The organism is Shinella sp. G-2, assembly GCF_050172695.1.
Taxonomy (GTDB): Bacteria; Pseudomonadota; Alphaproteobacteria; order Rhizobiales; family Rhizobiaceae; genus Shinella.
Genome location: NZ_JBBEYH010000011.1, coordinates 37,415 through 50,756 on the forward strand (window position 1 = coordinate 37,415; position 13,342 = coordinate 50,756).

Annotated in this window: 8 protein-coding genes; all 8 read left to right on the plus strand. The window is 62.0% G+C overall.

Annotated features, from left to right (window positions below; all coding sequences use genetic code 11):
* The first annotated feature begins 349 nt into the window (after positions 1 to 349).
* On the plus strand, positions 350 to 2,032 hold the full coding sequence (locus tag V8U06_RS17495) for an Ig-like domain-containing protein (RefSeq protein WP_427141742.1): 1,683 nt from the start codon (positions 350 to 352) through the stop codon (positions 2,030 to 2,032).
* A 57-nt stretch (positions 2,033 to 2,089) separates the two neighbouring features.
* Positions 2,090 to 3,820 (plus strand): type I secretion system permease/ATPase, encoded by a 1,731-nt coding sequence (locus tag V8U06_RS17500; RefSeq protein WP_427141743.1) that lies wholly within the window; start codon positions 2,090 to 2,092, stop codon positions 3,818 to 3,820.
* A 1-nt stretch (position 3,821) separates the two neighbouring features.
* Positions 3,822 to 5,165, plus strand: coding sequence for an HlyD family type I secretion periplasmic adaptor subunit (locus V8U06_RS17505; RefSeq protein WP_427141744.1), 1,344 nt, complete (start codon positions 3,822 to 3,824; stop codon positions 5,163 to 5,165).
* Between the two features lie 363 nt (positions 5,166 to 5,528).
* Positions 5,529 to 7,400, plus strand: coding sequence for an HlyD family efflux transporter periplasmic adaptor subunit (locus V8U06_RS17510; RefSeq protein ID WP_427141745.1), 1,872 nt, complete (start codon positions 5,529 to 5,531; stop codon positions 7,398 to 7,400).
* 16 nt (positions 7,401 to 7,416) lie between these two features.
* Positions 7,417 to 9,585 carry a biotin/lipoyl-binding protein gene (locus tag V8U06_RS17515; protein WP_427141746.1) on the plus strand — a complete coding sequence of 723 codons (2,169 nt, stop codon included), beginning with the start codon at positions 7,417 to 7,419 and terminating at the stop codon, positions 9,583 to 9,585.
* Positions 9,586 to 9,627: 42 nt separating this feature from the next.
* Positions 9,628 to 10,437 (plus strand): SapC family protein, encoded by an 810-nt coding sequence (locus V8U06_RS17520; RefSeq protein WP_427141747.1) that lies wholly within the window; start codon positions 9,628 to 9,630, stop codon positions 10,435 to 10,437.
* Between the two features lie 3 nt (positions 10,438 to 10,440).
* Entirely contained in the window at positions 10,441 to 12,438 is a 1,998-nt protein-coding gene (locus V8U06_RS17525) for a prepilin peptidase (protein ID WP_427141748.1), read from the plus strand.
* Positions 12,435 to 13,259 (plus strand): efflux RND transporter periplasmic adaptor subunit, encoded by an 825-nt coding sequence (locus tag V8U06_RS17530; protein ID WP_427141749.1) that lies wholly within the window; start codon positions 12,435 to 12,437, stop codon positions 13,257 to 13,259. Before V8U06_RS17525 ends, V8U06_RS17530 begins: the two co-directional genes overlap by 4 nt.
* The last annotated feature ends 83 nt before the right edge of the window (positions 13,260 to 13,342 follow it).

Below are 13,342 nucleotides of genomic sequence, written 5' to 3' on the forward strand. Positions count from 1 at the left end.
GAATTCTATATCCTGCTAAAATACGCGGTGAACGCCAAGTTTATTCCAAAGTAAAAACCGAAAATTATTCTACTTGCTATTGTAATAAAATATTAACCTTTCAGGCCCCGTGGGGCGCTGTTATGCGCCGTGCAGGGCGACTCGCGTCTAAGGTGTGTCCGGAATAGTTGAGGAAATAAGTCAGAATAATACAGGTTTTGCCCTTTATTTACAATTCGTTGACTCTCCCGAGACACGGGAGTATTAAATTTTTCTAAGATAGAAATGAGGGCTATCTCGTCATTGCAAATGCGGCTCGGTGCCAAGAAGCTTCTTCTTGGCGTGTTTTAATGTGCGCGGGAGTAAAGCGATGGCAATCGGCGATATTAAGACTTTTGATTTTGTTTACGCCGGCCTGAAGCTTCAGATAAATGCAATTGATATGGGCGGTGGCAATGTCCGCTTCGAGGTGAACTGCCTTGAAGGTTATGCCGATATCAATGCGCTTTACTGGAGCGATGGTGTTGCTGACGGCAACAATTTCGATCTTGGAAACAAAAAAGACAATAGTTTGAATATGAACGGCTCCGGCGAGGACTGGGATGGCGGCGTTAAGCTGTCGTCAACAGGGCTGGGTCCGCAAGGCAATGCGAAGCCGACCTTCCTGCAGGCCGGTGAAAGCTACGTGATGAACGCGACGTTGGACTGGAACAGTCTCGACACGCTTGGCGTTCGCGCGACCAGCACCAGCACCGCCGGTGGCAGCATCAAGGGCGTCGACGGCGATGCGGACGTCACGCTGGCACCGAAGGCTTGCGTCGAAGACGCTGCGCCGGTGGTCGAAGGCGGCAATGCCGCATTCACGATCCATCTCGATCATGCCTACCAGTATGACGTCACGATCAACTACACGACTGTTGCCGGAACGGCGGGAACGTCGGACTACAACGCGACGACGGGTTCCGTCACGATCCATGCCGGCGATCTAAGCGCGATCGTCAATGTCGGTACGGTTGACGATGCTCTTGTCGAGAGCACGGAAACGTTCACCCTTCATCTCACGGGGGCGACCGCGGATATTCCGGATCTTCCCGGCGGGCCGGACAGCGTGCTTGGCGTTGCGATCCAGTGTGTCGACGGAACCGGGACGATTCTCGACAACGACGTGGTGACGCCGGTAAACCGGCCGCCGGATGCCGTCGACGACAGCACCGCCTGCGTGTCCGAACTGGTCGGTGCGATTACGGGCGTATCGGGGGCGGTCCTCGCGAACGATACGGATCCGGATGGCGATACGCTGGTCGTGACGCATGTAAACGGGACCGCTCTCGTCAATGGAGAAGCGAGCATCGTCCTGAAGGACGCGGGCAATGAAGACATCGGCACTCTCGTGATCCACGGGAACGGCACGTTCACGTTCAAATATACCGGCCCCTACGACCCTGAGCATATCGAGCCGACGTTCACCTACACGATCTCCGACGGCAAGGGCGGTACCGACACTGCGACGGTAACGCTGTGCCTCGAGCCGTTGGACAATCCCGGACGAGGGCATGCCCTGTCTCCTGGAGGCTGGACGAACCCAGCGCATAGCCTTGCTGATTCCGAGAACCTGCCGACAGGTCTGAGGGACGGTTCGATAACGATGGACGACTTCTTCAACCTTGATGACGGTTTGGTGCCGGTCACCAATCGCACCTGGACGGTTGGCGGAAACACCGTCCAGGATATCACGCTGGTCCAGGCGCTGAATCAGACGGGAAATCCCGCAACGGTTCCGAACTTGAGCGGCAATGAGAATGCCCTGATCCGGCAGGCGGCCACCGACGTGGCAAACTGGTACGATAATGATGGTCAGGCGGATTTCGTCGCGGCCTACATCTATCAGCGTGCGGTCAACGACAACAACAACACGCTGGCCGACAATCCCTATGACGCCGCAAGCGTCCTGCTGGATTTGAAGCAGCAGGTTCACGACGCCTTTGAGGGTGCCGTGGGTGCGTATGGTATCGATACCCTGACCAATATGCTCGATAACAGCCACGAGGCATGACCAACGATCAAACGATCTGCTTTTTTGCGCGTAGCTCATTTGCGAAAGCAATAGATCATGGCTCAGAAGCCCAAATCTGACGAACTCCGGCACGTCCTGAAGGCGTGTCGGAGTTATTTTATCATCGCCGCCATTTTCAGCTGCGCCATCAACCTGCTGTATCTCGCGGCGCCGCTCTACATGCTGCAGGTCTATGATCGGGTGGTCTCGTCGGGCAGCGAGACGACGCTCGTCATGTTGACCGTGGCGCTTCTGCTGGCCTTTTCGGCGCTTGCCGGCTTGGACACCGTGCGTGCCCGGCTTCTTGCGCGGGCGAGCGTTCGCTTCGACAAGCTCATGGCGGGGCGGGTGGTCTCGGCCATGGTGGAGAAGTTCGGAGGGCTGGCTTCGGGCGCGCAGCTCCTGCGGGATTTCGACACGTTCCGGCAGTTCATTACCGGCAGCGGTATCAACGCGATCTTCGATCTGCCCTGGGTGCCGATCTACATTTTGGTGATTTTCCTTCTCCACCCGCTGCTTGGTTTTTTCGCCGCTGGTTCGGCGGTCATCCTTGCCATCATGGCGCTGGTCAACGAGTTGCTGGTGCGCCGTCCCCTGGCCGAGGGGGCCGCTGCAGCCTCGAAGACCTATGGTTTTACCGACATGAGCCTGCGCAATGCCGAGGTTATCCTGGCGATGGGGATGACGGAGGGAGTGTTGCAGCGCTGGGGGCGAGACCGCATTCGCATGGTCGCCCATCAACTGGCGGCCAGCGACCGCGCCGCCGTCATGCAGAGCCTCATCAAGTTCCTGCGCCTGGCGATGCAATCGCTGATCCTGGGCCTTGGCGCCTATCTCGTCATCAACCGCATGGTGACGGCCGGCGCGATGTTCGCGTCCAGCCTGTTGCTTGGACGCGCCTTGCAGCCGGTCGAGCAGACCGTTGGCCAGTGGCGTTCCGTCGTGGCGGCGCGCTCGGCCTTCTCCCGCGTTCGCGACCTTCTCGTCGCAAGCTCCCCTGCCGAGCCAGGCCTGATCCTGCCGCGGCCACAGGGCTGCGTTTCCGTCGAGAACCTTCATTACATGGCGCCCGGCAATGCGCGGCTCTTGCTGCGCAACATATCCTTCCGGCTGGAGGCCGGCGATACGCTCGGCGTCATCGGCGCTTCCGGCGCGGGAAAGTCGACATTGGCGCGGTTGATGGTCGGCGTTGTCCGCCCGGGCAGCGGTGTCGTGCGGCTCGACGGCGCGGATATATGGGGATGGCCGCGGGGGCTTGCCGGCAAATATATCGGGTATCTTCCGCAGGACATAGAGCTCTTCGCCGACACGGTCGCCGCCAATATCAGCCGTTTTCGCACCGGCGCCGATGCGGAGGTCATTCGGGCGGCACGCATGGCTGGCGTTCATGACATGATCCTGCGGCTGCCCAACAGCTATGAGACTCAAGTGGGTGACGGCGGGGCCTCTCTTTCGGGAGGGTACCGTCAACGCATCGCGCTCGCTCGCGCTGTCTTCGACAGGCCGGCCCTCGTGGTCCTGGATGAGCCGAGCTCGAACCTGGACAGCGAAGGCGATCAGGCCTTGTCCGAATGTATCGTCCAGTTGAAACAGTTGGGCACGACGGTCGTGGTGATTTCCCATCGCCCGGCGACAATCGCAACGGCGGACAAGATTCTCATCCTGCGGGATGGCGCCGTCGACATTTTCGGCCCGAGAGACGAGATCGTTTCCAGGCTGAACCTTCCGCCTCGCGTGCGTGTGGTCCCCACCAGTCCGCAGGTCGACACAACGGTGGCGGGAGGCTGACATGAGCCAAGCCGTTGCGCTGCGCGACGAATACGCGTCTGTGGTGGAGCAGCCATCTCCGGTGGCGGACTCTGCTCGAGGAACCATATTTGCCGGTTTCTTCATCGTTCTGATCTTTTTCGCCGGATTTGGCGGCTGGGCCGTGACCGCGCCCCTGAACGGCGCCGTTGTCGGAGAGGCGATCGTCAAGGTGGAAGGCAATCGTAAGAGCGTGCAGCATCAGGACGGTGGCGTCATCAAGGAGCTGCGCGTCAAGGACGGGGATCACGTCAAGGAGGGGGATGTGCTCATCGTCCTCGACGACACCCAGTCGCTGGCGGAAGTCGACATCCTGTCCCAGCAATATGCGATGCTGCGGGCGATCGAAGCGCGCCTGGCCGCCGAGTCGGCCAGCGCTGACGTCGTGGCCTTTCCCGTGGAACTGACCGAAAGCACTGAGCCCTATGCCAGGGCATCCATCGAAACGCAGCAGCATGAATTCGAGAGCCGCCGTTCCGCGTTGAGTGGCGAAGCGCAGATCCTGGACTATCGGATTTCACAGCTGAAGGAACAGATCGTCGGGAATGAGGCGCAGGCGAAAGCCTATAGCGAGCAACTGGCCTCGGTAAACGAGGAAGCAAAAAGCCTTTCAGGCCTTGTGAAAAGCGGCGCAGTGACACGGACGCGGATCTCCCAGCTGGAGCGCACCGTGTCAGGGCTGGAGGGACAGATTGCCGCCAGCCAGGCGGCGAAGGCAGCGGCGCTTCAAAGCGTGGCCGAGTACACCCAGCAGATCGCCCAGATCCAGAAAAACCGCAGCGCGGAAATCGCAAAGGAGCTGAGTGAGACCCAGTCGAAGCTGCTCGATGTGCTGCCCCGTCTGCACAATGCGAAAGTGTCGCTCGGGCGAACCGAAATCCGGTCTCCCTATGCCGGACAGGTGGTGGGGCTGAACGTGTTTTCGATCGGTGGCGTCATCGGTCGCGGCGAGAAAATCCTCGACGTCGTGCCTGATCAGACGGCCTTGATTGTCGAAGCGCGCGTTCGCGTCGAGGATATCAGCGATCTGCATCCCGGCATGCCGGCGGAAGTCCATTTCACATCCTACAAGCAGCGCACCACACCCGCGATCCATGGCAGCGTGACGCAGATTTCGGCGGATCGCCTGACCGAAGAGCGCACCGGCCAGTCCTACTATGCCGTTTCAGTCGCCATGGCCAAAGGCGACATGGAGGCCAACCCGGAAATCAAGCTTTATCCGGGCATGCCGGCCCGCGTCATGATCACGACACGGCAGCGAACCGCGCTGGATTATCTGCTGGGTCCTCTTACGCAGTCCTTCGATCAGGCGTTTCGTGAAAAGTAAAGTTGTCGCTGGCAGGCAAGTTTTCTTGGCATTATCTTGTGTTGAGCGGTAGTATTGATTCAAGCTGCGATTGAATTCGGTTGAATCAGGGCGATTGAAGACTTTTCTGTGTGCCGTCGCCGAAAACCAGGCTAAATTCAGTGGGTAGGACGGCGCGACAAAAACTTCCAAATTTTATCATGTTTATTCGTGCTTTAGTCGAGTTTTCTTAAAAATCCGATTGAAGAAAAGGCTTGCTAGCGTTCATCTGCGCATATAATCTTTGTTTAATTTAGATGATCGAGCAGGTTAGACGCGCTTTGTTTTGAGGGCGTCCGCACCTTTCCTATGAAACCTGGATAGTGAACCTCGACGGGGGCGAGCATGAGCGAAGCCAGTCGTGCAACTGAAGGTAGCGCTCCGGCTTCTGACGCAACGCAGTTCCCCTATGCGGTTCTCGATCAATCTCTCTGGGCGCGGTTTCAGCAGGCGGAGAACGTTCAGCAGTTCCTCGACGCCTGGCTCGCTCTTGTCAGTCGGCAAATCGATGGTCTGTCAAGCGCGCTCCTGATGGCGAGCGAAGATGTGGACGCCGGGGCCTTCCAGGCTGTTGCGCGCTGGCCCGCCGGAACGGACACGCCTGGCGATCTCGCGGAGGCCTGCGGCCAGGCAATCGCCGAACGCCGCAGCGTTGTCTTCGGGGAAGGATCGGATCGCCGCGTGCTCGCGCACCCGCTGATCCTGGCGGAGCAATTGTTCGGTGCCGTGGCGGTGACGGCCCCCGCCAAGGCGGCGCCCACCGCCGCCCTTTTCCGGCGCCTGCAATGGGCGGCCGGCTGGATCGAAGTGCTGGTACGGCGCGAACAGGAGGCGAAGGACAGCGAGTTGCGCGAGCGCGTGACGGTGACCTTCGACATGCTCGCGACGCTTCTCGAACACCAGCGGATCGACGAAGCCACCGCAGCGCTGGTGACCGATCTTGCCCGTCGCCTGGACTGCGAAACGGTCAGCCTCGGTTTTGCGCGGGGGCGGCACGTGCGCGTCTACAAGGTCTCGAACGCGGCCAGTTTCGGCAGGCGTTCCAATCTGATCCGGGAGGTCGGCCTTGCCATGGAGGAGGCCGTGGATCAGGAGGCGGTCGTCCTGTGGCCGCAGCCCGAAGAATGGGAATTTCGCGTCAACAGGGCACACAAGGACCTTGCCGATACGCATGGCGTCGAGGCGGTGCTCACGATCCCGCTCAACGTCAACGACAAGATCATCGGGGCACTGACTTTCGAGCGCCGGGAAGGAAGGCCCTTCACGGCGGCGGATGTGGAGGTCTGCGATGCCGTTGCCGCCATTGCCGGCCCGATCGTCGAAGATCGACGTCGTGCAAGCCGCTGGCTGCCGGTGACGATCGCCTCGAGTGCGAAACATCAACTCTCGCGGCTGCTGGGTCCGTCGCATTTCGGGGCCAAGCTCGCCACCCTGGCGGTCGCGGCCACCGCAGCCGCACTTTGGTACGTGACCCTGGAGTATCAGATCTCGGCTTCGGCGCGGCTCGAGGGAACCGTGCAGCGCAGTATCGTTGCGCCGTTCAACGGCTATCTCGCCTCGCAGAGCGCCCGGGCCGGCGACCTCGTCGGCAAGGACCAGATTCTTGCCGTGCTCGACGAAAAGGATCTCGCCCTGGAGCAGCTGCGCCTCACCACGACGAAGCAGCAGCGCTCGCGTGAACTCGACCGCACCATCGCCGAGCGGAAAATGGCGGAGGCGAACATCATTCGCGCGCAACTCGACCAGGCCGACGCCCAGCTCGCCCTTGTCGACGAACAGCTGGCAAGGACACGGATTCGCGCACCCTTCGAGGGTTACGTCGTCGAGGGCGATCTGAGCCAGCAGGTCGGCGCGTCCATCGAACGCGGCCAGACGCTCTTCCGTCTGGCGCCCCTCAACGGTTTTCGGGTCGTGCTTGAAATCGACGAACGCGACATCGCCGACGTCGCCGTCGGGCAGCAGGGAAAATTGAGGCTCGCCGCCTTTCCGGAGATGCCGCTCGACTATGTCGTCACCGAGATCATGCCGATGGCCCAGCAGGGGCAGGGCCGCAACTTCTTCAGGGTGGAGGCGGACCTGCGTGGCGATCGCACCAAGCTGCGCCCCGGGATGGAGGGGGTGAGCCGCACGGCCGTGGACGAGCGGCGGCTTGGCTGGCTGATATTCCACGACTTCCTGGATTGGGCACGGCTCGCCGTGTGGAGATGGGCGCCATGACCGAGGTTTGCGGCCCATGACCGAAAGAAGCTGGACAAGCGCGACATGGTACCGTGTCTCGGGTTTCCGGCCTCGACTGCGCAGCCATGCCAGCATTCATCGCCATGTCTATCGCGGAACATTGTGGTTCGTCCTGCAGGATCGGGCCTCGGGTCGCTTTCACCGCTTCACGCCGGAGGCCTACCGCGTCATCTCCATGATGGACGGGACGCGCACGCTGGATGACGTCTGGCTGCTGGCTTCGGGCCAACTCGCCATCGATGCGATGACGCAGGATGAACTCGTGCGTCTCGTCGGCCAGCTCTACTCCGCCGATGTGCTGGCCGGCGACGTGCCGCCGGATATCGCCGAAGTCTCGGCCCGGGGACGCAAGACGGCCCGGCAGAAGATCATTCGCTCCCTGCTCAACCCGCTCGCGCTGCGCGTGCCGGTTTTCGATCCGGACGACTTCCTCACGACCACCATGCCGCTCGTCCGGCCGCTCTTTTCATGGCTCGGCTGGCTGGCCTTTTTCGGCGTGCTGATAACGGGTCTGGTACTGGCCGCGATAAACTGGGGACCGCTTACCGAGAACATCACGGACCGCGTCCTTGCAAGGGACAACCTGATCCTGATCCTCATCGCCTATCCGGCGATCAAGATCCTGCATGAACTGGGCCATGCCTACGCGATCAAACGATGGGGCGGATCGGTCCATGAGATCGGCTTCATGTTTCTGGTCTTTATCCCCGTTCCCTATGTCGATGCCTCCGACAGCATCGCCTTTGCCTCCAAATGGCAGCGTGCCCTCGTGGGCGCGGCCGGAATTCTGGTGGAACTGTTCTGCGCATCCATCGCCATGATGGTCTGGGTCGGTGCGGATGAAGGCCTGGTGCGTGCCTTCGCCTTCAACATCATGTTGATCGGCGGCGTTTCCACCCTTCTGTTCAACGGCAATCCGCTGTTGCGCTTCGACGGCTACTATGTGCTCTGCGACCTCGCGGAAATTCCCAATCTCGGGCAGCGCTCCAACCAGTACCTCAGCTATCTCGTTCACCGATATGCCTTTGGCGTGCGCTGGATGGACAATCCCGTGGACGCTCCCGGCGAGGCGCCCTGGCTGTTCTTCTATGCGATTGCGGCCTATTTCTACCGCATCGTCGTCACGACCGCGGTCATCGCCCTCGTCGCCACCCGCTTCTTCACGCTGGGCCTCTTCCTGGCGGCCTGGGCCCTGTTCCTGATGCTCGTGCTGCCGATCCTGAAGGGGGGCTGGTATCTCTTCACGGCGCCCTCGCTCCGGCGCCACCGCGGCCGGGCGCTTGCGATGACCGGCGCGGCCATTGCCGCCGTGCTGGTGGCGATCGTCGCGGTGCCGCTTCCCTACAACACCATCGCCGAGGGCGTCGTCGCGCCTCAACCCGAGGCGTTCGCCAATGCGACGTCCGAAGGCATCATCGTGGAAATCTACGTAACGCCCGGACAAACCGTCAAACAGGGAGACCCCTTGCTGCGCATAGAGGATCCGCTGATCGCCGCGAGACGCCAGTTGCTGGAAGCCCGCATCAGCGAAATCGAACTGCGCCGTGCAGCGGCGACACCCTTCGACCGAACCGCCCTGCGCATTGTCGAGGATGAACTGGCGGCGGCCAAAGCCGATCTGGCATTGACGGATGCGCGCATCGACGAACAGACCGTTCGCGCCCGAACGGATGGCCGCGTCATCCTTCCCGTCTCGACCGACCTCATGGGACGTTTCGCCCGCCATGGCGATCTCGTCGCGATCGTCGCCCCCTTTGAAGACCCGCTTATCCGCGTCGTCGTGACGGAGGACGATGCCGATCTCGTTCGTCATGACACGAAGGCGCTGGAGGTTCGCTTCTCGACCGACCTGGCCGCCGGCCACACGGCACGGATCGTGCGGGCGCGGCCGAGCCTTACCCGCAGCCTTCCGTCCCTGGCGCTGGCGACCGAAGGCGGCGGCCACGTGACCCTCGATCCCAATCGTCCGCGCGATCGCCCCGAAGCGATCGACGCCTTTCTCCAGGTGGATCTTGCGCTTGAGACGCCGACGCCGGTCGCGGTCTACGGCGAGCGCGCCTTCATCCGCTTTTCCCATGCCGACACACCGCTTGCCGTTCGCTTCTATCGCGCGGCGGCACGGGTGTTCCTCAAGTACTTCGCCGCCGGAGCGGTAGAAGCCTAGCCCGCAGATCAACCTCAACAATGAACAGGGAGGACCTCGACAATGGCAACGCAACTTCTCTTCTACGAGCGCGCGACATTGGTGACTGCAAAAGCCCATCGCGATATCAGCGTTCGCTCCGGCGCGGGTTACGGCTTTGCCCAGAAGGTCAACTCGGTGCCGCTGACCGCCATCGAGTTCGCCGCCGCCGCCGCCCATTATCCGATCGTCTTCGCGGGCGTCGAGGACCGGGTCATGCCCGCCGTGATCTTGGGGGCGAAACCCAGCGAAAACTACTTCGTCGACGGTGAGGGGAAATGGAAGGCCGGCGCCTACATTCCCGCCTTCGTGCGGCGCTACCCGTTCGTGTTCTCGACCGACCCCGACAACAAGAACTTCCTCCTCAATATCGACGAGAGCTATGAAGGCATAAACCGCGACGGTCGCGGCGAGCGCCTGTTCGATAGCGACGGCAATCAGACGGTCTATCTTCAGAACATCCTGCGTTTCCTGCAGGAGTATCAGGGGCAGTTCCGCCGTACGGAAGCCTATTGCAAGCGGCTGAAGGATCTGGGCCTGCTTCAGCCCATGCAGGCGCAGTTCAACCTCGCCGATGGCGAGAAACGTTCCCTGTCCGGGTTCCAGGCGGTCGACCGCGAAAAGCTCAAGAGCCTGAGCGATGCGGACCTGCGCGCGATGTTCAACACGGACGAGCTCGAGTGCACCTTCCTCCACCTCTTCTCCATGCGGCATTTCCAGACCATGCTGGGTCACTTCGTGCCCGCGGCCGCAGCGGACACCGCCCCTCAGGCGGAAGCGGGCGGTTCCGACGAAGGCAGCAACAGCCGCGTGCCGGCCGAAGCGTCCGCATAGCCGATGCGTGCCACCCGCCTCCAGCTTGAAGGCATCACGCCGCCACAGACCAGGTTCTATCCCGAACGGAAGGACAAGGATCCCGGCTGGCTGGATGAGGCCGGACAAGCTGCGGTCGGACGGGTGGCGCGCCTCGCCGCGCGCTTCATTTCGCCGTTTGAAGACTCTTTCGAGCTTCAGCGCATTTTGTCCTTGTCGCGCGGCCTCGCCATGCTCGACGAGGCCGCATTCGATGCGAAAATCCGTGAAGCCCGCGTCACGTTGCGTCTTGCCGGATTGACGCGGACCTCGATCCGTCTCGGGATCGCGCTGGCGCGGGAGGCGAGTTTTCGAACGCTGGGACTGCGCCAGCACAAGGTGCAGATCAGAGGGGCGCTGGCGATGCTGCGCGGGCGCCTCATCGAAATGGATACGGGGGAAGGCAAGACCATCACGGCAGGCCTTGCCGCCGCCGTCGCCGCCATGGCGGGACTGCCCACCCATGTCATTACGGTCAACAACTATCTCGCCGAGCGAGATGCGCAGACCCTGCGCCCCGTCTATGCGCGGCTTGGTTTGTCGACGGGCGTCATCCTCGAGAAAACGGCGCCCGACGAACGGCGCGCGGCCTATCGGTGCGACATCACCTACGGCTCGAACACCGAAATCGCCTTCGACTATCTTCGCGATCGCCTCGCCTTCGGGCAGGAAGGGGCGCAGCAAATCCGACGCAAGCTGCGCCGTGTCTGCGGTCCTGGCGGTGGAGAAAACGTGCCTGTCATGCGGGGGCTGCACTTTGCCATCGTGGATGAGGCCGACAGCGTTCTCGTCGACGAAGCGCGTACCCCCCTCATTATCTCGCGCCAGAGCAACCCCGAAGACGAGGCCGCGTGGACGACCAGGGCGCTCCAGATCGCGCGGGCGCTGAAACGCGGACCCGACTACAAGGTCATCGGCGATGAGCGCAGGGTGGAACTGACCGAGACGGGGCGGGAGACGATTGGCCGGCTGGTGGCGAACGAAGCGGGCCTTTGGGAAAGCCCCATTCGGCGTGGCGAGGTCATTCATCAGGCACTGACGGCGCTTTTGATCTTCAAGCAGGGAGAACATTACCTGGTGAACGACGGAAAGGTGCAGATCGTCGATGAATATTCCGGACGGCTGCAACCCGACCGCTCCTGGTCCGACGGCATGCATCAGCTCATCGAGACGAAGGAAAATGTCGAGGTAACAGGCCAGAATCTCTCAATCGCGCGCATGACCTATCAACGTCTCTTCCGTCGCTACCTGAAGCTGGCCGGAATGACGGGAACTGCGCGCGAGGTGACGGGCGAGCTGATCTCGGTCTACGGTCTGGTGACGCAACGCATTCCCCCGAACCGCCCGTCGCGGCTGCGCTTCTCGATGCCACGCGTCTATCGGACCCAGGACAGGAAATGGCGGGCTGTCGTGGCCGACGCGAAGGCCGAGATCAACCGCGGCCGGGCCGTTCTCGTCGGTACGCGCTCGGTCGCCGCCTCCTATGCCGTTTCCGCCGCCCTGACGGCGGCCGGCGTTGCGCATCGTTTGCTGAATGCGGAGACGGACGCGGAGGGCGCGGCCATCATTGCGCAGGCCGGTCAGGCGGGCCAGGTCACCGTGGCGACCAACATGGCAGGGCGCGGGGTCGATATTGCGCTCGCTCCGGAGGTCGTCGCCGCCGGCGGCCTTCACGTCATTTGCACCGAGCGACACGATGCCGGCCGCATCGACCGCCAGCTTGCCGGCCGCGCCGGCCGCCGCGGCGAGCCGGGTTCCGTTTCGATACGCCTCTCGCTCGAAGATCCATTGCTGGAGGTCATCGAGGCGCCGATGACCCGGATATTGACGTGGCTGCCGTTCGTCGGCCCCGCCATGGCGCTCCGTCTTTTCGATCGCGCCCAGCGGCAGGCCGAAAAGAGCCATGCGCGCATGCGCAAGGAACTCGTCCGCCAGGACCGGCGCCTCAATCAGCTTTTGTCATTCACCGGAGGCCTGGAATGAGAGCCCGTGGGAAGACCCGTTTTCTGGCTTTTGCCGCGCTCGTCTTCGGCGCGCTGCCCGTGAAGGCCGAGAGCTTCGATTGCCTGATGGATCCGGCGGAGGTGATCGAACTCGGCAGCGCCGTCACGGGCCTGCTTGACGAGGTGACGGTCGACCGCGGGGACAGGGTGCGCGCCGGCGATGTCGTGGCGCATCTGGAGTCCAGAGTGCAGCAGAAGACGGTCGAGCTGCTGCGGGTGCGAGCCAATTCCGTCACGGTGATCGACGCCCAGAAGCAGCAGCTTGCAATGATCGAAAAGCGCTATGCGCGTCTGTCGCAGCTCAGGGATCGAGGCATTGCGAAGGAGGACGCCCTCGACCAGGTCGAAGTCGAGCGGATCGCCGCGGCCAGCAACCTGTTCCAGGCCGAGCTCAATCAGCAGATCGCGGCGCGGGAGCTGGAGCGGTCACAGGCGGAGCTCGATCAGCGCACGATCCGCAGTCCGGTCGATGGCATCATCGAGGAACGGATCCTGACGGGGGGCGAGTATGTCGGAAATGACGACCACATTCTCAAGATCGTTCGCCTCGATCCCCTGAAGATAGAAGCCTTCTTTCCCGTCTCGCTCTATGGCTCGATCAAGGTGGGGGACCAGGCGATCGTTCGGCCGGTTGCGCCGCTGAGCGGCGCGTATGTGGCGAAGGTCAAGGCGGTCAACCACGTCTTCGATGCCGCGTCGGCGACCTTCGCCGCGGTTCTCGAACTGCCCAATCCGGAGGGCGTGCTGCCTGCGGGGCACCGTTGCCAGCTCTCTCTTGGCGGCGATGTCGAGGCGCAATGACACGCTTTTAAGGATTCGTTAAAAAAAAGAGCGAGGAGCAGGTGCAGTGTATTGAGTTTGAGTTGCTACTTGAGATATCCTTA